We start from the raw sequence: 23,189 nt of genomic DNA, 5'->3' as shown, positions 1-23,189 counted from the left end.
TGTGAATTGCCGTTGTTGTGCTGTTAACAATTCTAGACAGGCAAGCGACACAAACGCTATCTAACTTCATGTCTAAGCTCTACTGCCTCACGTTTTTTCAATTGTCCTAAATGATACCGTAAATTTTCGCTAATGTTGGTATTTCTTTTAATAACATCAAGTTGCGGCCACGATGCCCGCTCACCACTGACGATCAACTGATTAATGCTTGCGAGAGTTGGATTAGACAACACCAGTGACAAATTCCTTATTTGGCGCTTGGGTAAAATATTGATGTTACCAACGTACTGCTGATCAATGATAGACCGAACTTTATGAATAGCCAGCTTAGCACTTTTATTCTCAGTTAATCGTTCGATAATATCAATGGCGAAAATGCTATTGGTTTTCGCTAGTTGCCCAAGGTGACGCGCCGACATATCCCACAGCGAGTTAGGATCTATGCGATTTGAAGAAATAAATGGAACCGCCAATGGATTTGTTTGACTCACAATACTGTGATTCACACCGTACAATCTTGCTAAGCGCTCAAAGGGAAGGTCAGCCATCAGCGAGCCATCGGCAAATCGGCGGTTGGGAATGTAAGGCACAATGTCGCCGGACGGTGTTTTCGCTCTTAGCTGGACTGGACTAAAAATAACTGGAACAGCACAGGATGCACGCACCGCTTGCGTAATTATAGCATTGGGTGAAGTCTTGGCATTTAACAGCCGCGAATGCTGATGCAGATCGGCGGGAGAGACGGTAACTGTTATGTGTCGCCCTGTTTTTTTAAAAGCCTCTTCAAACGTTGTGAGGTCGAACAGTTCAATCAACGCATTTTCGAGTACTGAGCTATCGAATAGCCCTTTTTTTCCAACGCCAGCGAAGCTTCGCCAGTGTTTGAACGTCTCGTAAATAAAGTCGGCACTAAGCGCTTCCAGTAATTGGTCGTGTGTTCGCGTGCCTAACATGGCTGCGATGATCGACCCAGCACTAGAACCAGACACTACGGTGGGTAGCAGGTTTTTTTCATTTAACGATTTAACTACGCCAGCATGGAAAAAGCCTAAACCCGCGCCACCTGAAAGCATAAGGCAGCTTCTCCCAAACGCGTGTGCGGTTTCTTCAAAAAATGACAGCTTTTCGTAGAAGTCTACGTTTTGTTCATCGGCGTGGTAAATGTGCTCCAACGCCAAGATCACTTCATCAATGAATTGTTCGATAAGATATTTAGTGCCTATTTTACATTGGGTAAGTAATACAGGGTTGGCGATATTGCCTAAATTGCCGTGCAGCCCTTCGTGTAGAATAGACATAAGCGCGTGCAAATCACCTTTACCTCTGGCAAGCTGCAGACGCTGAACTCGTTTGCGAATAAGTTTGTAGTCGTAGTCATTGCTAGCATCTTCGGCCTTCCATTCATCAGCACCCGACAACGCGTCGTGTGCTAAGCACGCGGCTTCATATTCATCATAATTGCCTGCATGCTCGATTTCGTGTTCAAGCTTTTTTAACCGCAAGTCGAATACTGCCATGACGAGTACCTATTTTTAATTGATGAGGACTGTCGCTTCTACGCATTTAAAAGTACACAGGCCTGAAAGTACCAGCAAACGATAGTGTTCATTAAAAACGCCGATCTCATGAATTGCATGTCTTTAAAATACAGGCCACAAGCACGGAATATGAGCAGCGTTTCAAACACATGTTTGAGTCTACGATGTAAATTTAGAATCGACTACCTAATCGTTTGCCTTATGTAAAACTCGATGCATGTTAGATGCACTACTTAAATTTGAACCTTCTATTTTTTAGTCTTTCATTTGGTTGTTTTCAATCAACAATAAGCAGTAATTTCACTTTTTACATTGACCATTTCATAAGCACTGAGTAGCCTGAAAGGGAAAACAATAAATTGGATCACATGCTCGTAGTATGGAATGGAACTTTGAAACGCTAAGCCTGCTATCAATTCCTTTAATTAGCGCTGTTGTTGGGTGGCTGACTAACTATTTGGCGGTAAAAATGATGTTTTACCCCATAGAATTCGTTGGTATTAAGCCTTTCTTGGGGTGGCAAGGCCTTATTCCCGCAAAGCGCCGCCAAATGGCCGAGATTGAGGTTGAGCTGGTGCTAGGTAAACTGCTTAGTGTTGAAGAGTTAGCTCAGCGTTTAGATGCGGACGAGCTAACCAAAGCAATTGAGCGCCGTCTAAGTCAGGTTATACGCAAAGTCGTTAATGACGTAATGGCAGAATCTGCGCCTCAACTTTGGGCTGCTTTACCTGTACAAGGCAAAAACTTAGTTTACCAACGTATCGAAAACGACATTCCCAATGTGGTTCATAAAATGGTGGACGACTTTCAGCATAATGTTTCAGAAATTCTGGATATTAAAGAACTGGTGGTAGAGCAGCTGGTTAATGCACCTGAACTCGTTAATGAAATTTTCTTAACGGCAGGCAGTAAAGAGTTTCCGTTTATCGTGCGTTCTGGCTTTTATTTTGGCTTTTTGTTTGGTTTGCCTACCATGCTACTTTGGTATTTCTACCAAGCATGGTGGATTTTGCCGTTAGGTGGACTGCTTGTAGGTTATGCCACAAACTGGATTGCTATCAAGATCATATTTGAGCCTAAACGCCCAAGAAGACTGGGGCCTATTACTATTCAAGGTATGTTTTTAAAGCGTCAAAAGGAAGTGTCTGAAGTCTATTCAAACATTATTGAAGAAAAGCTGATAACGCCTAAGAACATCACTCATGTAATTTTACATGGCTCAGGTTCCGCCCAGCTTCTAGAGCTTATTGAACTTCATGTTAATGACGCTATTGAACGCTATGTTGCCATCGCACAGCCGTATTTCGCATTGGGTGTGGGGTCAGAAAATTACCACAAAATGAAGGCACTGGCAGTACGTCAGATCTTTGATAATTCTGATAAATATTTACTTTATGCCTTTGATTATGCCAATAACGCGATGCAGATAGGACACGATTTGAGTGAACGCATGCAGGCACTGAGTGTTGAAGAATTCGAAGGGGTGTTGCGCCCAGCTTATCAGCAGGATGAGTGGAAACTCATCGTAACGGGCGCTATTTTAGGTATGGTAGCTGGTGTTGCCCAACTTTATTTGGTGTTTATGTAACGTGTTTCATGAATAAAAGTTAACGTACTGGGTTGGCGAAGGAGTGGACTAAATTATGAAGACCGCGCAGAAAATACTGCTCACCGCGCTAACGTTATTTAACGAGCATGGTGAAAACACAGTAACCAGTGTTGATATCGCCGTCGAAATGGATATTAGTCCGGGAAACCTTTATTACCACTTTAAAGGTAAAGACAGCCTTGTTAGTGCGTTGATGAAAATGCATGAACAACAAATGCAGAAAATGCTAAATCGAGAGAAACTCGATACGCTTCACCCTGAAGAAATTATGTACTACTTGTATTTGCTTATCGATAGCATTCATGTATTTCGCTTCTTTTATCGCAGTCCAGCTGACTTGGCGGAAAAATACCCGAGTATAGTGCGGCCTAGACGGCACATACTATCTAGCTTAAATAAACAATTAGCTTTTCTTTTTGAGTCACTATCAAAGCGGAACATTTTCATTGGTTCTAAGGCAGATAGGGCACTCATGGTGGATTTAATATCCTTGATTATTACCCAGTCTTGTCAGTTTGATGAATTAAACAGTCATATGGATAGCACAATGCAGCGGTATCATGCCCTGTCACTCATGATGGTGAGTGTATTGCCAAGACTGGCACTGTCTGATGAACAAAAGCAACAGCTAGAACAGATGCTGCATTCTCATGACTTTGTGAGAAATGCCTCAACCCCGTCCCCCCTCGACTTCGCGTAAAGGAATAGTAATGGCTAAAACGCTCAGTTTCTTAGATAAGTCATTTTGGATAACAGAGTCAGACGAGAACCCAAAACATGTTGCTTGTTTGCAGCTACTCGCTATTCCAAAAGGGGCAAAAAGTACTGAATATGTGTTTCAGTTATTTCAAGAAATAAGAAGTTTTGCTCGGGCTACCTCTCCGTTCAACTGTGCGGTGAAGACGGTGCTAGGTTACCCTGTTGGGTTTACGCCGGTCAAAAAGCTAAACATGGACTATCATGTGCAAATTCATCGAGTGGCAGATATTACAAACCGAGAGGCGCTTGACGCGTTCGTTGCAAGGTTACATGCATCGCGGCTAGATCCTGACAAACCTTTGTGGCAATACCATTTTATTTTTGACGATAATAGCGAAACATTTGCCATTTATGCACGGGTTCACCACATGTATGGCGACGGTGCAACCTTAGTGCGTTGGTTTCAGGCCGGTTATGTTTCTAACTCTCACGAAACAAAGTTTACGCCAGTGTGGGCAGTAAAGCGGCTTCGTCATAAGCGCAGAGACTCGGTGAGTTTTTACAAGCGCTTAGTCGGGGTGGGCTATGCATTAAAAACCGCGTTCGATTTGCTCATTATTTTCATTCGCATATTTATGAAAGTACTGCGAGTGAACCCACATTATATGCCTATCCCTTTTACTGGCACGAAAACAGTACTGACCGGACAAGTCAAAGCAGGTAGAGCTGTGGCTACCATGGACTTAGACTTCAAGCGGGTAAAAGCCCTTGCGAGACGAACGCGCTCTACCGCAAACGAGGTGTTGCTATGCGCCTTTGATATCGGTGTGCATAAGTTGTTACAAGATCATGGTCAGGTGTTTAAAAAAGCGTTATTCACCAATATGCCAATAAATTTGCGTAAACCCGGCGAGAAAACCACTGGTAATAAAATAGCTATCGTGCCGGTAGAGCTAGCTCATGGGGAGAACGACCCTTACCTTAGGTTGCGTCAGATTGTGGTGAATCATCGTATCGTTAAAAATGCGGCACAGCATGCGCGCCCTGCGGCGTTTAGCGGCTATACCATTGTTATTCAATCGCTTGCACTGGTCTTTGAGTGGTTAAGACTATCTGGCGTAGTCAAACCGATCGCAAACATCTTAATCTCAAATGTACCGGGACCAAAAGATACGCGGTATTTAAAAGATGCAGAGCTTTTGGCTTGTTACCCCATTTCCACAATGACGCCAGGGGGCGGAGTAAATATTACCCTTATGACCTACGCGGGCACCGCCAATGTAGGCTTAGTATGCTGCAATAAGAATATTGAATCACTACAGCCTTTAGCGCGTTATGTTGAAGAAGCGTTTGATATGCTAGAAGCGAGCGTGGACGACCCAAGGCTAAACATTGATGATATTGGTGAGCAGGTGGATACCGTCCCTGTTTCTATTGTTTCAGATCACTAGCGTACTTGTTTCAGACACTAGGTATTGTCATTCATTAAGGTAAAAGCGCAGTACGTCGTCTTCTACACGTACGTTTCGACCGGCCTTAGAAAACAAAACCTCGCGCCAATGGTCGTTACGCATTCTATGGCTTAAGTCTTCTTGCTTAATTTGCGTTTTAATAGCGTTGTTAATATGAGGAATGTGATAGTCCAAAACCGCTTGTTTCGAGCCAGATAAATAAACTTTTAGGTAGTCTGCTGCCATATCAGATGTACCAGCACTAAACAGTGATAGTGCTGATTTTAAAGAGCCGCCAAGAAAAGAATTAACACTTTTAGGAAAAAAGCGAGACATCAGAAATTGTGTGTCTTTAATCAGCGCGTAATCATCGTTGACTAGAGTAACGTTGTCAGTGGCGATATCGGTCAAATAGAGTGTGCTCATATTTTTGTCGTAATAAGGTGAAGCCGACACGGTAAATATGACATGGGCGCGATAAATAGTCGTCATGGCTACCACAATATTGAGTGCCGCAAGGCACTGTAGACCAATACGGTTGTTTTCACTATCGAGCGCTATATTTCCCTCGAGCACGGTAACTGTTCCGGCTCCCATGGGGATATCAAAAGTGAATGGGTAGGGAAAACTGTCTTCTATAAGCGCTTGTAGTTCTAACTTTGTGAAGTCATCGTGCGTGAGTTTACCCCATTTCACAAGCCAATGTGCTAGGTAGACTTTACATTTGTCTTTAAACGAAAGGTTATTGGTCAACGTCTATTCTTAGCCTAATTTTATTAGGCGATGGCTTGTAGTTAGCTAGTGTTGGATAAGGGTAATACCGATACATCACTTAAGTTATCAGGATTATTAGATTTTTTAAATCTTACAATTTAAGTCTTTTCTTAGCGAAGTGTTGTTTGGTAATCTGGTCGTACCACAACGTTTTATTAACATTTGAAGTGTCTGCCCTCAAGGAGTTGGCAAAATGAGCGAAGTACTCAGCAAATACGATTACATTATTGTAGGAGGCGGTTCTGCGGGGGCGGTGCTTGCCACTCGATTATCGGAAAATCCTGCATTAGATATTTTGCTATTAGAAGCTGGCTCAAAGGATACTAATCCACTTATTCATATCCCGTTTGGGTTGTCTCTGCTTAGTAGGTTTGAAGGGATCGGCTGGGGGTATCACACGGCCCCTCAAAAAGAGATGTATGACAGAGAGCTGTTCTGGCCCCGCGGCAAAACGTTGGGTGGCAGCAGCTCGGTTAACGCAATGTGCTATATACGCGGTCAAAAAGAAGATTATGACCGCTGGGCCAACGAAGAGGGCGCCGAGGGCTGGTCGTTTGATGATGTACTGCCTTATTTCAAACGCTCTGAGAATTTTGAAGAGGGTGCCGATGAGTATCACGCTACAGGCGGACCTTTAAACGTTAGCAAGCTTAGACATACCAGCGTGCTGTCAGACGCATTCGTAAACTCGGCTTCGTTTGCAGGCTATCAACAGCTTGACGACTTTAACCGAGATGACAGAGAAGGGTTAGGCTACTACCATGTCACTCAGGCCAACGGGCAGCGCTGTTCAACGGCGAAAGGATATTTAACGCAGGCAAAGCATCGCAACAATTTAACGGTGCTTACTAGAGTTGCAGCCGAAAAAGTATTATTGAAAGAAGGGCGTGCTATCGGTGTCCAGGTACGTGAAAAGGGGGCAGTGAACCGCTATTTTGCTAAAAGCGAAGTTATCCTGTGTGGCGGCGCAATTAATTCACCACAACTTCTGATGCTTTCGGGTATAGGACCCAGAGCAGAGCTAGAAGAAAAGGGGATATTTGTACAGCAAGACCTGCCAGGCGTGGGCCAAAACTTACAAGACCATCTTGATGCAATTGTACAGTATACTTGTAAAGTTAGAGAGGGTTATGCCGTGGCATTGGGAGCATTACCTTCCTATGTAAAAGCCACCGCAGACTACGTATTTAGGCGCAAGGGCATTTTTTCATCGAATATAGCTGAAGCCGGTGGTTTTGTTAGCTCAAGCTTAGCGACACAAGGCCCTGACATTCAATTCCATTTCCTGCCTGCAATCTTAAACGACCATGGCAGACAGTTGGCATTTGGTTACGGTTATGGCTTACACGTATGCTGTTTATACCCTAAAAGTCGCGGCACTATTTCGCTGCAAAGTAACCACCCAGCTGACCAGGCACTTATCGACCCGAACTATTTGTCTGCCGAGGAAGATCAGCAAGTCATGATTGAAGGCGTGCGCATTGCCCGTAAGCTGCTATCGGCACCAGACTTTGATAAGTTCCAAGGCAGTGAGCTATACCCCGGGGATGATGTACAAACAGATGAAGAAATTTTAGAATTTTTACGCGAGCGCGCTGAAACCATTTATCACCCAATTGGTACGTGCAAAATGGGCAGCGATGATGATGAAATGGCCGTGGTCGACACTCAATTGCGGGTTAGAGGTGTTGCAGGCCTTAGAGTAGTAGATGCCTCAGTGATGCCCAGCCTCATTGGAGGGAATACGAATGCGCCAACGGTTATGATTGCTGAGCGCGCTGCAGAGTTTATTAAAGCAACGCACGAAGGACAGCCTGTTTCTTTAGCTAATGTAGAATCGGCGTAATTAAACAAAAAAAGCGAGACTTTGTCTCGCTTTGGCTGTTCATCGGCTCTGAGCCATTCATTTGCTGTGGTTTATTTTCCCGTTTAGGCAGTTAAACGCACTAGGCCGCTAACCCCTTTTGGCGCCGTTAATGCACAAAGCCGTATTTGGGCATTTGTATTGATAAAGCGTATTATACTTGCTTTTGCATAAACAAATCCGCTGCACAATCACACATTTCGTCGATATGACTGCTGTCTGCGTAAATACCATCTATAAGCAATCGCGCAATCCCGTGTAACGTGCCCCAAGTAACCTGTGCGAGTCTCAGCGCGTCCTGATTATTCGGTAGCAAGCCTTTCTCTTGCCAATAGCGCGTCATGGTTACTTGAAACTGAAAACAAGGGAATGCAACGTCTTTCAGGTCATTGGTTGCCGCTTGATTTTGCCAAATAGTGCGACCAAACATCAATTCGTACATCTCGGGATTGTCGGCAGCGTAGCCAATGTATTCGTGCACAAATTCGCGAAAACGCGCCTTCGGCGTTTTGTCTTCTTGATCAAAAATGCGTTTTGCTGCGCTATGCCAGTCGCTAAAGCCCTTCGCTGCAATGGCACTTAGCAGAGCGCTTTTATCTTTAAAATGGTGGTAGGGTGCAGTACGCGACACCCCGGCATCTTCTGCCAGCTTTCTAAGCGATAAACTATCCACGCCGTGTTCAGACAAACGCGCTGTAGCCGCTTCTATCAGCGCACTGCGTAAATCGCCGTGATGGTAGCTTTGTACTGCATTAGCCATAAACCCGATGTTTCCATTTTCAAAATTGAGACGAATAGATAACGTTTTATCTTGACACTGTCAACATAGCCTTTTATCTTGACGCTGTCTAGTTTGCAAATTTGTTAACAGGAACAGCCCAAGGAGACAGCGCAAACCATGAAGTACTCTACATTAGAAGTAAAACAAGAAGGCCATATTGCCCACGTAGTACTAAACCGCCCCGACGCAATGAACAGCATGATCCCAGAGTTCTGGACAGAGCTACCAGCGGCTATTCGTGAAATAGACGCTCAAGCAAACGCACGGGTCATTGTTATTTCATCTACAGGTAAGCATTTCTCTGCCGGTATGGACTTATCGGTGTTCCTGAATATGAAAGAAGACTTTAAGGGCGACCCATCGCGCAGAGCTGAGCGCATGCGCCGTATGGTAATGTTGCTTCAAGATAGCTTTACCGCCATAGAGCAGGCACGTATGCCGGTTATTGGTGCAGTTCAGGGCGGGGCAATTGGTGGTGCAGTAGATTTACTTAGTGCATGCGACATGCGCTATTGCACCCAAGACGCTTTTTTCACTATTAAAGAAACACAGTTGGGTATGACAGCAGATGTCGGTACGCTTCAACGCCTACCAAAGCTTATTCCTATTGGTATTGTTAAAGAACTGGCTTACACCGGGCGTAACTTTGGTGCCGAAGAAGCGCAGCAACTTGGCTTTGTAAATCAGGTATTCGATGACCAAACTTCCATGCTAGACGCGGTAATGAAAATAGCGCAGCAGATTGCAATGAATTCGCCGCTCGCGGTTTCAGGCACCAAGACTATGATTAATTACGCGGCAGAACATACGGTGGCAGAAAGCTTGACCTATATGGCCACATGGCAGGCGGGCATGTTCCAAATGGAAGACGTGTTTAAAGCCATGGAAGCACAGAAAACCAAAACGCTGCCGGAATATCCGCCTTTGCATCCAGCGATTAAGAAAATGAATTCTTAAGTGTATGGTTGAAAGCGCGTCTTCCTTGTAGCTCATGGCTCTTTGATGGCTCAATGGTGATTAGCATACGTTAAGGTTGGTGCGCGACATCACTTCTATTACATAAATTAAGTAGCTAGTTAAATTATGTAAGCACTTAGCTAAAAAGCGTTTCTAAAACAGAAACGCATCTAATAAGAATATTTAAACAGGCTTTTTAACGGCTTTTATAAAGCCAAAACGACTTTCAGGAATGTATCATGAATCAGACCGTTACCGATCATCCCGTTTACCCACATTTGTTCCGCCCGTTAGATTTAGGCTTCACTACCCTTAAAAACCGCGTGCTCATGGGCTCTATGCACACGGGCTTGGAGGAATTACCCGACGGCCACAAACGCATGGCGGCATTCTATGGCGAACGTGCCAGAGGTGGCGTAGGTCTTATCGTTACCGGTGGTATTGGGCCAAATGAAGAAGGCGCTACTCACCCGTCAACGTTTCGTTTAGATACAGACGAAGCGGTTAAAAACCACAAAGAAGTGACTGACGCGGTGCACATTGCAGGCGGCAAAATCTGTATGCAAATTCTGCACACGGGGCGCTATGCGTATAGTCCTAAGCTTGTTGCACCTTCAGCGGTACAAGCGCCTATCAATCCGTTTAAGCCCAAGGCACTCGAAGCTGACGAGATTGAGAAGCAAATTAAAGATTTCATCACTGCCGCAACCCAAGCTCAGCGCGCGGGTTACGATGGTGTTGAAATCATGGGTTCTGAAGGCTATTTCCTCAATCAGTTTATTGCAAGACGGACAAACCATCGCGACGATGAGTGGGGTGGCGAATACGAAAATCGCATCCGCTTGCCTATTGAAGTGGTGCGCCGCGTGCGCGAGGCGGTAGGTAAGAACTTCATCATTATTTATCGCTTATCAATGCTAGATCTTGTGGAAGGTGGCTCTACTTATGATGAAGTCGTGCAGCTTGGCAAAGAAATTGAAAAAGCTGGTGCAACTATCATTAACACCGGTATTGGATGGCATGAAGCGCGCATCCCTACCATTGCCACTAAAGTACCGCGTGCGGCATTTACGTGGGTAACGGCGAAATTCCGTGAAGCGTTATCTATTCCTGTTATTACGTCAAACCGCATTAACACGCCTGAAGTTGCTGAAGAAGTGTTGTCTCGTGGCGATGCAGACATGGTGTCTATGGCACGTCCGTTCTTGGCCGACCCTGATTTTGTGCGCAAAGCCCAGCAAAATAAAGCCGATGAAATCAATACCTGTATTGGCTGTAACCAAGCCTGCCTTGACCATGTATTTAATGGCAAAATGACCAGTTGTTTGGTGAACCCTCGTGCGTGTCACGAGCTTGAAATTAACGTAAAGCCAGCAGAAACCAAAAAGCGTATCGCAGTGGTAGGTGCAGGCCCAGCGGGATTAGCAGCGGCAGTGACCTCTGCCGAGCGTGGTCACGACGTTGTGATTTACGATGCATCTAGTGAAATTGGTGGGCAATTTAATATTGCCAAACAGATTCCGGGCAAAGAAGAGTTCTACGAAACACTGCGTTATTTTAAGCGCCAGATAGAGCTTCATAAAAATATTACCCTCAAATTGAATACTTACGTTGATGCGGCTGCGCTAAACGATGAAGGTTTCGATGAAGTGATGGTTGCAACAGGTATAAAACCCCGTACGCCAGCGATTGAAGGTATTGAGCACGAAAAAGTGCTGACCTATATCGAAGTATTGAAGGAAAAGAAACCCGTTGGCAATAAAGTGGCTATTATCGGTGCTGGTGGTATTGGTTTTGATACCGCTGAGTACTTGTCTCATGGCAAAGAAACACCAAGCCAAGATATCCCTGCATTTATGAAAGAGTGGGGCATTGATATGACCTTTTCGGCTCGGGCAGGTATTGAGGGAGTTAAGCCGCAGCCAGAGCCGTCACCAAGAGAGATTTTCTTATTGCAACGCAAGACAACAAAAGTAGGAGCCGGATTGGGTAAAACAACGGGATGGGCGCACAGAGTAGGCTTGCTGGCCAAAGGAGTGACCATGATCCCAGGCGTAAGCTACGATAAAATCGATGACGAAGGGCTTCATATTACGGTTGATGGCAACAGCCAAGTATTGCCGGTCGATAACATTATCATTTGTGCAGGCCAAGAGCCGATGCGAGACATTGTTGAAGGCTTAAACATGCCTTATCACTTAATAGGTGGTGCCGATGAAGCGTTGGAGCTAGATGCTAAACGCGCCATTGACCAAGGCACACGGGTATGTGCTGCGGTTTAATGACCTAGCGCAAAAACGCAGTTAGAAATATAAGTGCCTCATTAAGAGGTGCTTCAGATTGATGATAAACCCCTCTTTTTTCAGAGGGGTTTATTTTTTCTAGCCGCCGAAAGCTGTAATTTTTATGAAAATACCGAAACCAAACCTGTTTCGGCCTGTTGAAGTTACCTAGACCTGCTATTATCGTTTTCTTTTTCAATGAGATAAATATGACGTTTAGCAACACTCAAGACTTAGTTCAAACCGTAATCAATTCACCAGAGACTATCGAGTTTAACGATGTTATCGCGCTCGTTGATAGCGGGTTTGTTTTCACGCCAACCGCGTTCACTAATGGTGATGTTTCAAACGAAGCGAATCAGAATAACGGCTCATGCAAGCTGCTCGCACTTGGCCAGCATTTAAAGCTAAATCAAACACAAACACTGACTTTGTTTGGGCGCTTTTATCGTGAAGACGTACTTAAGAACCCCGATGGTAACGACCACGCCAATATCCGCAACTTTATGAAAACAGGACATGAAGGCGTGACGTTTGAGACATTTCCTTTAGTATTAACTAACGCTAAATAACGGTTGAAATTAAGACCACTTGGTTACTAAATATAGAACCCCTACTATTCAAACTAGGTGAGCAGTCTACTGTCTCATTCTTGATTGAAAAAAGCGGGTTGAGCCTTCATCGCCGAGTTTTCGGGATAAGGACAAGCCTAAGTTAATTAAAGAGCTGTCGGGTTTATTCACAACAATTTCTTTTAAGAGGGAAAGCCCTGTTTGCGTTTCACCGATACTATCTAGTGCAAGTGCATAGATATACCAATTTTGTGGATTATCCGGTGCAAGTGCTGTGGCTTTTTTAAAGTAAGTAATCGCAGTTGGCTTATCTTGATTTCGAATATAAAACATGCCCAAGGAGTAATGTAACAAGTCGCTCTTGGGCATATTTTCTATCCCATCTAATAGGGTCTGCTTTTCTAAATGTGTTTTATGTTGAGCACGATAAAGCTCAGCAAGATTTATATAGTTGGCATTAAAGTATGGATCTACATTAATGCCTTGCTTGAGTAATACTTCTGCTTGATCAATATTACCAAGCTGGTATTCAATTAAACTTTGATTCAGGCTGCCTTCACCACGCCATTGATTTATCGTATTTGATAGCGTGAGTTCGTTTAACGCTTTCTGAAAGCTCTTGATCTTTAAGTCTGATCCAACGAAGTTGTTTGCCGCCGCTATGCGAATGGCTCGATATTTGTCATCAAGTAGATTTACATAAGATTTCATCCGTTCGGGAAGCGGAAGCGCACGACCCGCTTGAGCTGCCCCCAATCGAAGCAGCGGCTCCGTACTTTCAATGAAATGTTGTAAATCTTTGTCTGCCAGCGGCCGGTTTGTTGTAGGCAGCATAGTTAATGCCGTTGCGCGTTTTATCACTGGCAACGATGCTGAATGTGCGATACGTAATATAGCTTGATTGCTTAAATTAATGCCATGCATAAGTGACACGTAATCTTCTTCAATACTACTTAGCAAAGAATCTCTTCCGTACCATTGCGTTAGTTGCTTCGATACCCATGCATTATCTTTGTCATGGCAATTTAAACATGCGTTGGGGGCCCCCGTTTGAGCGGATATGTGCGGGGTTGGAATACTGAAACTGTGGTCTCGCCTTGCATCAACCCCCATGTAAGTGCGGCTGGGCATATGGCAGCTTACACACTGATTAGCCTCTTTATTTTCAGCATGCTTGGAATGTGTTTCTCCTTGATATGTGGCAGCAGAGTGGCATTGTAAGCATAAATCGTTACCTTCTACTTTGAGCTTCATAGAGTGTGGATTGTGACAGTCGAGGCAGTTAACGCCTGCCTCATACATCCTGCTCTGTAAAAAGGAACCATAGACAAACACCTCTTCTCGTATCTGTCCGTCAGCAAAATACAACGGCGATAACAGCAGAGAAGGGGAAAATTGGTCTAAGAAAGACTGCTGTGGTTTGATACCATCTGTGAGCGCACTGCGAAGTGAATGGCAGGCAAAGCAAGTATCCATAAACGAATTGTCCCGGGAAGCGGGAACAAACTCACCATCTTTTTCTTCATGCCAAAGCGCAATACTAGCCCCTTCTTTCAATAACCATTTTCCTAACGATTTTTGCTCAGTTCGGGATAACGTGTGAGGTTTAATGGCGGGCTTGCCAGCTGAATTTATGTGAGATTCACTAACACGCCCACTTAGGCGGTTATGTTTGGCGACGCTTTTTGCAAATTCGCTACTATACACATCAGTGTGTAACGACATATCGCCGTGGCAAGATTTACATGAGACGTTAATTTCATCAAACTGGCTGTTAAACGAAAGGGTGTCGGCATCAAAATTACGCGTTAAGCCGCTAGAATGACAGTCAGCACACATACCGTTCCAGTTTTGCATAGGTTGTTTCCAGTGCAACCTGTCGTTGGTCGCTATATCTTCTGATGGATAATTAGGGTACCAACGTTGACCGCCTTCTTTCTTGTTACGTGCATCCCACGAGAAGGGAAAAACCTGAAATTGCCCGTTCTGCGTTTTTATTAGATATTGCTGCAGCGGATAGTGCCCAAAAACGTAGGTGATGGGGTAGGTTGTTGTAATGCCGCCCTCTGTTAATTTTGCGAAGAATTCGCTACCGCTTTTGAAAAAGTGCGCAGTTTGTGTGAAGTGTTTAATAGTTGAGTTGTCAAAGTTACCAAGTACTGATGAGTTGGTAGCATGGTCCATCGCTTTAGCGTGATCAGATACTTTCCACTCTTCAACTTGCTCTTTGTGACAGTTTACGCAATTTGCTGCCTCTTGTGCTTGCGCAACAACAGAGATATTTGTTGCAAGCGTTAATAAAACGAAAAGAAAAAACAACCTTGGCACTGCTGTATCCATGAATACTAGTGATAACCGGTCACACTTTAACACATTATTGTTTTTCGCATAGCACGCTTAAATTGGCGAAAACGTTACTCGTTACGCTCAGTTAAAATTAATTCGCTAGACTGGGGCATTATTGCAAAGTCAAACTGTCCTAAAACGTTCATTCCCAATAACCCGTCGGCATCGGGTAGGGCGTCTTCGGGTAGCACGATGGCAGAAACATCGCTGAACTCGTAGCCCGCGAAGTAAAAGCGCGGTATTTGTACCAACGACGCTTCTATGGTTCCGGACGCCGTTCTAACATTAAAGTTACCAATAAACGTGAGGTTTCGCATACGGCCCAAGCGAGCAAATAATCGCGACGATATTGCTGTAATACTGGCACCCGTATCCAAAATCATGTTGGCTTTTTGGTTAAGCGCCTTTGCTTCAAGGCGGTATTGGTCGCCGATGCGTTCAAGGGCTACGCGTGTTTGATACCGAGCAGCGTCCAGACTCGTAGGTTCAACTTCGATGTTGCTTGGCGTGGTGTCCGCACTGGCCATATCGCGCATTTCATAGGCGTTATCGCGAATGATATTGGCGTCTCTATCATTTAACGGCAGAGCGGCGAGCACATCTTCCATTAGCGTAAGCTTTTGCTGGTAAGCGTACGCTTCAGCCAAGTTTAGGGTATAGTGCTTAGCATCGGGTATTCGCTGATACAATGGCTCATTTAACCTTGCGACCAACTCCCATTGTTCGTCTTGACTCAGCTGCGTCTGCGCCTGTTGATATAAAGTGGCAATTTTTGTATCTATAAACGTAATTGTTTCGTTTGAAAGAGGCAGTTCAGTCAAGTCGTAATAGTGCACTATCGCCGTTGAAAGAGGCTTCGTCATTTCAATCAGTTCACCTTCAAGTAACAGTAGCGATTCGTTAAGCGGGTCATTTTTTAAAAGGTTTGTAAGCTCTGTGGTGAGCAACGCATATTGCTCGTTATTGAGTAGGGTAGTCAGTGATTCTATTTGGTCTTGATTAACGAGTGGTGAAGAGGTGTGCTGCTCTTCATCTTTCAACTGTGCCTGGGCTTCTAAGTGCTTGTCACTTTCTAAACGATGATCATAACTGGCCTCTATTGCATAAGCTTTATCATTGTGCTGCTTTAAACTAAGCCACAGGTAAACGTTTATGCCTAGCGACACAAAAAGGAAGAGCGAAAGCACTATCGCTAGCCACGTTTTCATTATGCCACACACGCCTTGCCGTATATGTCTACGAATTGTTCAGGCATCCGCTTTGGGGCGCCAGTATCAAGGCTAACGCACACGAATGTGGTTATGGCATCAAATACGGTTTTGTTGCGCTTTGGGCAGATAAATTGAAACTGGCGTTTCAAAGTCAGCTTACTGTCGCAATGCACTATCCAAGTAGCGCATTCTAACCTGTCACCAAGATGAGTTGGCAGGTGGTAGTTAAGCTCGTGACGTTTTATTACCATCCCACGGTTTAGCGCTTGATAATCGGCAAACTGTAAGCCAAGTGCGTTTGAATGTGTCCAAGCTAGGCTTTCTAGCTGCGATAGGTACGCCACATTGTTCACGTGCTGATAGTGATCGATGTGTGTTTCATCGATATGCCATTGCTGAACATAGGGGGTGTCTAACATCCAATTTAGCGTGGTGGAGCTCAAACCTCTTCCTCTTTCATATATCTTGTTCTTATCCTAGCTACTTCATTGCCATTGGCTTAGCGCCGTTGTTCTCGAACACCAGTTTTTGCACATCTGTTTTTGCAACTTATACCTCAGGCAATGGATTATCTTCTGGTAAGGTCAAATCTTCACTTAACAGTAATTGCATTATCGCTCTTTCTCTTGCTAATACGGGTTGTATAAAGCTTTGCACATCACCGAGTGCTTTAAATGCATTAAAGCCGCGCTCTAAAAACTCATGTAGGGCAAGTAAGCCGGCTAATTTGGCCGGGCGACGGGATAGCGAAATCAGCATACCTATACCACGAATTTTTGTTACGTCGGCAAGTTGATCGCCCAAATGGGCAATTATGTCGATTTGATGCTCTCTATCTTCAATCCTGCCCACATTACGATAAGCAAGGGCATAGTTGTCACGGTTGATGGGCTCGCCGGGAAAATGGCTTTGAAGATACTGAGCCATCACCATATCTAAATCAAACGACAATGCATTTAATGATAATGCATCGTCCATGGCGTTCATGGCTTTATCGGGCAGCACTTTTGCGAGCTTTGGTATGACTCTCACTAGATCAGCGTCCCGCTGGCTAAAGTCTTTTGGGCCATACAATTCATCTACAAAAAATGCCATGGCTTTTTGATAGCGCTTTTGCTTTGCCAAGTCGTCGTGAGTGACCAGTAAGCGTTCGCATTGCCAATGTTGCAGTTGATGAATGATAGGCATTACCCCCAACTGATTGGCTAAGTCACGAAGGGCATTTACTCGATGAATGTGTTTAATTATTTCTTGCGCCAAATGACAAACTCCCTGTTAAGCTAATGTGGCTTGTTCTCTGTTGTAAACCTAGATTGACCTAAGCAAGCAAGCCTTTCAAGTGAGAAGACAAAGTTTTACTGGTATACTCCACCGCCATTGATTTAGCTCTCTTATGTAGAATTTATTAGTCGTTATGAATATCGCCGGTAGTCACACTCTGTTTGACAAAATTGAAACTCAGAGCTCTGAAATTAAAAGCCTTGATACTAAACATACCGAAACAAAAAGTGCTGAAGTTGAAAGCCTAGCAAGTGAGAGCGTGCGCGTACACCAGCAAGCGCCAGCAAGTACCGCTCGCTCAGAAGTAGACGCTGATGTTCCGGCGTTAATTGCGTTGTTTAATACTACATTTAAAGATTTTAATACACGCTTGGTTTTAGGTGATAACGAACCCGTTTACATCCCAGCGGGCAGTGGAAAGCCTTACCATCAAATCGTGTTTGCCCATGGATTTTTTTCAAGTGCTCTGCATGAAGTAGCGCACTGGTGTATTGCGGGAGAAAAGCGTCGACTATTAGAGGATTACGGTTACTGGTATTGCCCAGATGGACGCGATGCAGCGCAGCAAGCCGAATTTGAAAAAGTAGAAATTAAGCCCCAAGCCATTGAGTGGGCGTTTACAGAAGCGGCGGGAAGAAAATTTCAGGTGAGCACGGATAACTTAGATGGTGCTGAGCCCGACAGAGAAGGCTTTACCCGCAGTGTAGCCGCTCAGCTTAAATGTTATAAAACTGAGGGCTTTCCGCCCCGAGCTGAACGCTTTATACAAGCGCTGTCATCTGTGTTTGGTAAAAGCAAGTTGTCTGCTTCACCCTGCAGTACAGCAGGAAATGCGCCCACAGATTTTGAAAGAAGCGAAACACGTAGCGGGATAGGAGTTGTTGCTGAATGAGTCAAGTTAGCGCCACGCAATCAGTGTCTGATCATAAACCCACATTCAAGCTAGGCGTTTTAGTTAACCCCTTCGCCGGCATCGGCGGAGCGCTTGCGCTTAAAGGCAGCGACGGTGCTAAAATTCGTGAAAAAGCCCTTGCTTTGGGCGCAGAGAAGAAAGCTAACGAAAAAATGGCTAAAGCGCTCAGCATTCTAGAAGCGTTGTCAGGCCATTTCACGGTGGTTACAGCCTCAGGCGACATGGGAGAAACCGTGTGTGAATCTCTAGGTATTCCTTATGAAGTCATTTATACAGCTAATGCCGAGCAAACCGAAGGCGAAGACTCAGAGCGCGCAGCTGAGGCCATGGTAAATGCTCGCGTCGACTTGCTGTTGTTTGCTGGTGGCGATGGAACCGCGCGAAATATTTGTAGCGTAGTGGGGACTCAGGTCCCCGTGTTAGGTGTTCCTGCAGGTTGTAAAATTCACTCTGGCGTTTACTGTGTCTCGCCAACAGCGGCAGGTCAGGTAGTAAGCCAAATGATCGCAGGCGAGCTTGTAAGTGAAATGGACGCTGAAGTCAGAGATATTGACGAAAACGCCTTTCGCGACGGAAAGGTTATTGCCAAACATTATGGTGAAATGCGTGTACCCGCTGAACTCACTTACGTTCAAGCAGTAAAAATGGGCGGCAAAGAAGACGAGGCTCTAGTGCTTGATGATATTGCCGCTTATGTGAACGAAATTATGGACGATGAACCTAACACTTATTTCGTCATGGGATCGGGCTCAACTGTTGGTGCGGTTATGGACTTTCTTGGCTTAGACAACACCTTGTTAGGTGTGGACGTGGTTAAACAAGGCGAGTTAATCGCAAGTGACGTGACTGCCAGTGAACTGATTGCGCTGACTCAAAACAAACCCACCAAAGTCATTTTGACGGTTATCGGGGGGCAGGGCCACATATTGGGGCGCGGAAATCAACAGTTAAGCCCAGCGTTTATCCGACAAATCGGCAAACAAAATATGCTTATTGTTGCCACTAAACAAAAACTACAGGCATTAAACGGCAAACCGCTTAGATTAGACTCAAGCGATGCAGCGCTGGACGCAGAACTCGCAGGCGCGTTTACGGTTATCACAGGTTATAAAGATAAAGTGCTCTGCCAAGCTAACTAAAGGCATTGCGCCATATACCAAAGCCAATTGATTGCCTTGAAAACAACGAGTTTTATCTCGAACTGAAAATTTAGAGATAAAGAACTTAAATCAACAACAGAAAGGAGTAAGACGTGTTACCACCTGCTGCAGCACCAGAAAGTGTCGTTAACGCCATCGCAGATATTGAGGCATCGCTTGATGATGTGGTAAATCACGGTAGTGATGATGAATTGTTTATTGCCAGCTACTTGCAAGGTCATTTCGCGGTAGAGGCACGCCAACTAGAAATGCAAGAAGACGCTACCGTTGCGCTGCTTAATGAGAAAATGCTCGAAAGCCTTGATAATGCTTTTGCTAACAACGAGTTAGAGAGTAATGATGCAAAACAAGTAAAAGCACTTTGGGCACGGTTAGTCGCAATATAATTGCGGCTTTCTTTGCCACTTTCTACTAAAGATAATTATCCATTCGTCGATTTTCCTCTTTTTTACAATCCGTTACAGTTTTTTGCCCCAGAGCCCTTTATAAACCGTTAGATTGATTTATGTTTAGTACTGGCGTAAAGCCGCCTTATGATGCCTGACACATTCTGGTGTTCAGCACAGATAATAAGATTAAGGATGACGACATGACTGTACTTAAGCATCTCACCAAACGCTTAAAACTAAGTGTAGGTGTGCTGGCAGTAAGTAGCACGCTGGTAAGCTCAGCGTTTGCAAAAAACGACATAAATATCGATTACGAAAAGTTCACTACCGATAATGGGTTAACTGTAATTGTTCACGAAGACCGCAAAGCCCCTGTAGTTGCAGTGGCGGTTTGGTATAAAGTGGGCTCAAAAGACGAGCCAAACGGGAAATCAGGGTTTGCGCACCTTTTTGAACACTTAATGTTCAATGGCACGGAGAACTATGATGATGAGTGGTTCGGGCCGCTTCAAGAAGCAGGAGCTACCGGCTTAAACGGTACCACGAACTTTGACCGAACAAACTATTTTCAAACCGTTCCAACGCCTGCTCTTGACCGTATTCTGTGGATGGAATCAGACCGTATGGGGCATTTATTAGGTGCGGTTACACAAGAGAAATTAGATGAACAGCGGGGTGTTGTTCAAAATGAGAAACGCCAAGGCGAAGACCAGCCTTATGGAAGCGTATTTACCCACATTTTTGAAGGTCTATTTCCAGATGAGCATCCTTATCACCATACGGTGATTGGCTCGATGGAAGACCTTAACTCAGCGTCATTAGACGATGTAAAAGGCTGGTTCAATCAATATTATGGCCCGAATAACGCAATATTAGTGCTAAGCGGCGACATTAATGCTGAAGAAGCCAAACCTCTGGTTAATAAATACTTCGCCGATATTGAGCCGGGACCAGCACTGTCTAAATGGGAAGCATGGGTACCGAAGCGCAGTGCAAACACTCGCGAAATTATCCAAGATAAAGTGCCACAATCGCGTATTTACCGCCTTTGGGTTTCCCCGGAAAATACCTCTTCAACCGCAACAGACTTGTTCATTGCCGCCAGTGTCATGGGAGATGGCAAAAATTCTCGACTATATAAAGAATTGGTATACGACCAACAAATTGCCACCAATGCGTCGGTATTTAACTACGAGCTGCAAATGGCGTCCATTTTTGGTGTAACTGTGGACGTAAAAGATGGCGTTGACGTTGCTAAAGTGGAAAAAGAGATCGATAAAGTCATTAGCGAATTTTTGCGTGAAGGGCCAAGCAGAGATGAAGTTAAATTGGTGTCGACTAAGCGACGTGCTTCTATTATTCGAGGGCTTGAAGAGGTAGGTGGCTTTGGCGGTAAAGCCGATACACTTGCCAGTGGTGAGTTTATTGCTGGTGATCCTAACTACTTCAAAACAGAACTAGAAGAGCTAGGGCAGAGTACACCTAAAGCCGTAAAAGCGGCTGCCAATAAATGGCTTAAAGAAGGGTGGCATCAAATAACGGTTGTTCCGTTTATTGAGCGCACAGCATCACCCGAAGGCGTTGATCGCAGCTCAGGCTTGCCTTCCATTGACGCCGAGACTCAACTAAGCTTTCCTGAAGTGACAGAAGCTACGCTCTCTAACGGGGTGAAGGTAGTCTTTGCACAACGCTCTACCGTGCCTTTGGTAAATGTAGCGGTGCAATTCGACGCAGGGTTCGCGGCCGATGCGGGTGGCAAGCTTGGACTTGCAAGTTTCACAACACAAATGCTCGATGAAGGTGCAGGTAAATATGATGCGCTAGAATTAGCTGCAGAGCTTGAACAATTAGGCACAGATTTAAATGCCGGCTCAAACTTAGATACAACTACAGTTAGCATGTCGATGTTAACAGAGAATATGAAGCCTTCTTTAGCGCTTTTGGGCGATATCTTGAAATCACCCACATTTAAAGAAGAAGAGATTGAACGCCAACGCGCACTTATCTTAAGCAATATTGCACAGCAAAAAACGCGTCCCGTAAGTATTGCACTTACTTTGCTTCCGCCACTCGTTTATGGAGAAGGCCATGCGTACGGTATTCCGTTTACAGGCACAGGAACCGAGCAGGACGTGAAGGCGATTACGCGAGAGGATCTCATTGAGTTCAAAGATACGTGGCTACGTCCTGACAATGCGACAATTTTTGTCGTTGGCGACACAACATTAAATGCCATAAAACCCATGCTTGAAAAAGAGTTCGGTAAATGGAAAGTTGCAGGAAGCAAAGGCACGAAGCAAATTGCTGAAGCGTCGATGCCTGAAAAAGGTCAAGCGATTATTATTGATCGCCCTGGTGCGCAACAGTCTCTAATATTGGCAGCGCATTTAGCGCCACCAACCGGCGCTGACAACAATATTGCTATTGAAGCTATGAACTTGACCTTGGGAGGCGCTTTTACTGCTCGCGTTAATATGAACTTACGTGAAGATAAAAGTTGGTCCTATGGAGCTTACACCTTCCTTCAAGATGCTAGAGGCCAACGTCCATTTATGGTTTATGCGCCGGTACAAACCGATAAAACAGGCCCGTCTCTGCTAGAGCTCAAGAAAGAACTCAACGCTTATCTGGGTGAAAAGCCGCCAATGGCGAATGAACTTGAAAGAGCTCGACTGGACGAAGTCCGCTCATTACCAGGTCAGTTCGAGACAGCGAATGCTGTGCTGAGAAGCTTGCTAGCAAGCGAGAGGTTCAAGAGACAGTATAACTACCCTGAATCTTTGGTAGAGAAATATAACAGCTTGTCTCTAGACGATTTGAGTAGCGCGGCGAAAGAAGTACTGCACCCAGAGAAATTAACTTGGATAATCATCGGTGATGCCGAAAAGATTAAAGCAGAGGTGGAAGCTGCCGAGCTTGGACCGGTTAGCGTACAAAGCATGAACTCGCTATGAAGGTTTAAGTTTTAAACGAATAAAGGGCCGAAATTTATTTCGGCCCTTTTCTTTAATTGCTATTCACTGAATTCATCAAAAGCACGCAAGGCATCTGCCGCGTACATAAACGAAGGGCCTCCTCCCATATAAACAGACATCCCGCAGACTTCTTCTATCTCACCTCGCGTCGCACCTAACTGAACCAACGCTTTTGCATGAAAACCTATACAGCCATCACATCGCGTCGCGATACCAATAGCAAGTGCAATGAGTTCTTTCGTTTTTTTGTCTAATGCACCGTCTGCTGTTGCCGCTTTTGCCATATCAGAGAAGCCCTTCATAACATCTGGGACCCCTTTTTTAACTTCAACCAGGTACGGGTTTAAGCTTTCAGTAATTTGTTTGTATGATTTGGTCATCGAACGC

Annotated in this window: 19 protein-coding genes; 11 read left to right on the top strand and 8 right to left on the bottom strand. The window is 44.8% G+C overall.

All coding sequences use genetic code 11. The features are described 5' to 3' along the window. Positions 1-56 precede the first annotated feature (56 nt). Entirely contained in the window at positions 57-1,517 is a 1,461-nt protein-coding gene (locus V7R42_RS12000) for a DUF3336 domain-containing protein (RefSeq protein ID WP_334020458.1), read from the bottom strand. Between the two features lie 400 nt (positions 1,518-1,917). Here V7R42_RS12000 and V7R42_RS11995 point away from each other — a divergent pair, with 400 nt between their 5' ends. Genes V7R42_RS11995 through V7R42_RS11985 form a run of 3 tightly spaced genes read left to right on the top strand, consistent with a single transcriptional unit; the run spans position 1,918 to position 5,297 of the window. After that, a complete protein-coding gene (locus V7R42_RS11995; protein WP_334020457.1) occupies positions 1,918-3,126 on the top strand; it encodes a DUF445 domain-containing protein in 1,209 nt (402 codons plus the stop codon). A 55-nt stretch (positions 3,127-3,181) separates the two neighbouring features. Continuing rightward, complete coding sequence (locus tag V7R42_RS11990) at positions 3,182-3,847, top strand: TetR/AcrR family transcriptional regulator (protein WP_334020456.1); 666 nt, start codon at positions 3,182-3,184, stop codon at positions 3,845-3,847. Positions 3,848-3,857: 10 nt separating this feature from the next. After that, a complete protein-coding gene (locus V7R42_RS11985) occupies positions 3,858-5,297 on the top strand; it encodes a wax ester/triacylglycerol synthase domain-containing protein (protein ID WP_334020455.1) in 1,440 nt (479 codons plus the stop codon). Positions 5,298-5,324: 27 nt separating this feature from the next. Here the strand turns inward: V7R42_RS11985 and V7R42_RS11980 are convergent, their stop codons facing one another. After that, positions 5,325-6,050, bottom strand: a complete 726-nt coding sequence (locus V7R42_RS11980) for a DUF1439 domain-containing protein (protein WP_334020454.1) — start codon at positions 6,048-6,050, stop codon at positions 5,325-5,327. A gap of 214 nt (positions 6,051-6,264) precedes the next feature. Here V7R42_RS11980 and V7R42_RS11975 point away from each other — a divergent pair, with 214 nt between their 5' ends. Further along, positions 6,265-7,917: a GMC family oxidoreductase gene (locus V7R42_RS11975; RefSeq protein ID WP_334020452.1), complete on the top strand. Its 1,653-nt coding sequence runs from the start codon at positions 6,265-6,267 to the stop codon at positions 7,915-7,917. Between the two features lie 172 nt (positions 7,918-8,089). On the opposite strand, the gene V7R42_RS11970 is transcribed toward V7R42_RS11975, so the two are convergent. Then, positions 8,090-8,695, bottom strand: a complete 606-nt coding sequence (locus V7R42_RS11970; RefSeq protein WP_334020451.1) for a TetR/AcrR family transcriptional regulator — start codon at positions 8,693-8,695, stop codon at positions 8,090-8,092. A 138-nt stretch (positions 8,696-8,833) separates the two neighbouring features. Between V7R42_RS11970 and V7R42_RS11965 the strand changes: the two genes are divergently transcribed. The 3 genes from V7R42_RS11965 to V7R42_RS11955 all read left to right on the top strand — a co-directional run bounded on the left by V7R42_RS11965 (position 8,834) and on the right by V7R42_RS11955 (position 12,527). Then, positions 8,834-9,673: a crotonase/enoyl-CoA hydratase family protein gene (locus V7R42_RS11965; protein ID WP_334020450.1), complete on the top strand. Its 840-nt coding sequence runs from the start codon at positions 8,834-8,836 to the stop codon at positions 9,671-9,673. Between the two features lie 239 nt (positions 9,674-9,912). Beyond that, a complete protein-coding gene (locus V7R42_RS11960) occupies positions 9,913-11,955 on the top strand; it encodes an NADPH-dependent 2,4-dienoyl-CoA reductase (protein WP_334020449.1) in 2,043 nt (680 codons plus the stop codon). A gap of 209 nt (positions 11,956-12,164) precedes the next feature. Beyond that, the gene (locus V7R42_RS11955) at positions 12,165-12,527 is read left to right on the top strand and encodes a HopJ type III effector protein (RefSeq protein WP_334020447.1); all 363 of its coding nucleotides are present in this window, start codon (positions 12,165-12,167) and stop codon (positions 12,525-12,527) included. A gap of 66 nt (positions 12,528-12,593) precedes the next feature. Here V7R42_RS11955 and V7R42_RS11950 read toward each other — a convergent pair whose 3' ends face one another. The 4 genes from V7R42_RS11950 to V7R42_RS11935 form a co-directional block, all read right to left on the bottom strand. Further along, the gene (locus V7R42_RS11950; protein ID WP_334020446.1) at positions 12,594-14,855 is read right to left on the bottom strand and encodes a cytochrome c3 family protein; all 2,262 of its coding nucleotides are present in this window, start codon (positions 14,853-14,855) and stop codon (positions 12,594-12,596) included. Positions 14,856-14,941: 86 nt separating this feature from the next. Then, positions 14,942-16,081 carry a retropepsin-like aspartic protease family protein gene (locus tag V7R42_RS11945; RefSeq protein WP_334020445.1) on the bottom strand — a complete coding sequence of 380 codons (1,140 nt, stop codon included), beginning with the start codon at positions 16,079-16,081 and terminating at the stop codon, positions 14,942-14,944. Next, entirely contained in the window at positions 16,081-16,527 is a 447-nt protein-coding gene (locus tag V7R42_RS11940) for an acyl-CoA thioesterase (protein ID WP_334020444.1), read from the bottom strand. The genes V7R42_RS11945 and V7R42_RS11940 overlap by 1 nt, the downstream gene beginning before the upstream one ends. 106 nt (positions 16,528-16,633) lie before the next feature. Beyond that, on the bottom strand, positions 16,634-17,344 hold the full coding sequence (locus tag V7R42_RS11935) for an FFLEELY motif protein (protein WP_334020443.1): 711 nt from the start codon (positions 17,342-17,344) through the stop codon (positions 16,634-16,636). A 154-nt stretch (positions 17,345-17,498) separates the two neighbouring features. On the opposite strand from V7R42_RS11935, the gene V7R42_RS11930 reads away from it, so the two are divergent. From V7R42_RS11930 to V7R42_RS11915, 4 genes are all read left to right on the top strand, one after another. Beyond that, the gene (locus tag V7R42_RS11930) at positions 17,499-18,257 is read left to right on the top strand and encodes an elongation factor P hydroxylase (protein ID WP_334020442.1); all 759 of its coding nucleotides are present in this window, start codon (positions 17,499-17,501) and stop codon (positions 18,255-18,257) included. After that, on the top strand, positions 18,254-19,417 hold the full coding sequence (locus V7R42_RS11925; protein ID WP_334020440.1) for an ATP-NAD kinase family protein: 1,164 nt from the start codon (positions 18,254-18,256) through the stop codon (positions 19,415-19,417). The genes V7R42_RS11930 and V7R42_RS11925 overlap by 4 nt, the downstream gene beginning before the upstream one ends. Before the next feature lie 113 nt (positions 19,418-19,530). Further along, positions 19,531-19,824: a YfcL family protein gene (locus tag V7R42_RS11920; protein ID WP_334020439.1), complete on the top strand. Its 294-nt coding sequence runs from the start codon at positions 19,531-19,533 to the stop codon at positions 19,822-19,824. Between the two features lie 203 nt (positions 19,825-20,027). Further along, on the top strand, positions 20,028-22,781 hold the full coding sequence (locus tag V7R42_RS11915; protein WP_334020438.1) for a M16 family metallopeptidase: 2,754 nt from the start codon (positions 20,028-20,030) through the stop codon (positions 22,779-22,781). A gap of 59 nt (positions 22,782-22,840) precedes the next feature. Here V7R42_RS11915 and V7R42_RS11910 read toward each other — a convergent pair whose 3' ends face one another. Then, a complete protein-coding gene (locus V7R42_RS11910; protein WP_334020437.1) occupies positions 22,841-23,182 on the bottom strand; it encodes a carboxymuconolactone decarboxylase family protein in 342 nt (113 codons plus the stop codon). Between the last annotated feature and the right edge of the window lie 7 nt (positions 23,183-23,189).

This window comes from Alteromonas sp. S015, assembly GCF_036864485.1.
Taxonomy (GTDB): Bacteria; Pseudomonadota; Gammaproteobacteria; order Enterobacterales; family Alteromonadaceae; genus Alteromonas.
Note: the sequence above shows the minus strand (reverse complement) of the source record. Positions and strands in the feature narration are given on the sequence as shown.

Bases quoted from the DNA above. Each gene is read 5' to 3' on its own strand.
- V7R42_RS11915 (WP_334020438.1), top strand. From the start codon at position 20,028: ATGACTGTACTTAAGCATCTCACCAAACGCTTAAAACTAAGTGTAGGT.
- V7R42_RS11960 (WP_334020449.1), top strand. From the start codon at position 9,913: ATGAATCAGACCGTTACCGATCATCCCGTTTACCCACATTTGTTCCGC.
- V7R42_RS11955 (WP_334020447.1), top strand. From the start codon at position 12,165: ATGACGTTTAGCAACACTCAAGACTTAGTTCAAACCGTAATCAATTCA.
- V7R42_RS11985 (WP_334020455.1), top strand. From the start codon at position 3,858: ATGGCTAAAACGCTCAGTTTCTTAGATAAGTCATTTTGGATAACAGAG.
- V7R42_RS11965 (WP_334020450.1), top strand. From the start codon at position 8,834: ATGAAGTACTCTACATTAGAAGTAAAACAAGAAGGCCATATTGCCCAC.
- V7R42_RS11945 (WP_334020445.1), bottom strand. From the start codon at position 16,081: ATGAAAACGTGGCTAGCGATAGTGCTTTCGCTCTTCCTTTTTGTGTCG.
- V7R42_RS11930 (WP_334020442.1), top strand. From the start codon at position 17,499: ATGAATATCGCCGGTAGTCACACTCTGTTTGACAAAATTGAAACTCAG.
- V7R42_RS11910 (WP_334020437.1), bottom strand. From the start codon at position 23,182: ATGACCAAATCATACAAACAAATTACTGAAAGCTTAAACCCGTACCTG.
- V7R42_RS11995 (WP_334020457.1), top strand. From the start codon at position 1,918: ATGGAATGGAACTTTGAAACGCTAAGCCTGCTATCAATTCCTTTAATT.
- V7R42_RS12000 (WP_334020458.1), bottom strand. From the start codon at position 1,517: ATGGCAGTATTCGACTTGCGGTTAAAAAAGCTTGAACACGAAATCGAG.
- V7R42_RS11925 (WP_334020440.1), top strand. From the start codon at position 18,254: ATGAGTCAAGTTAGCGCCACGCAATCAGTGTCTGATCATAAACCCACA.
- V7R42_RS11975 (WP_334020452.1), top strand. From the start codon at position 6,265: ATGAGCGAAGTACTCAGCAAATACGATTACATTATTGTAGGAGGCGGT.
- V7R42_RS11970 (WP_334020451.1), bottom strand. From the start codon at position 8,695: ATGGCTAATGCAGTACAAAGCTACCATCACGGCGATTTACGCAGTGCG.
- V7R42_RS11990 (WP_334020456.1), top strand. From the start codon at position 3,182: ATGAAGACCGCGCAGAAAATACTGCTCACCGCGCTAACGTTATTTAAC.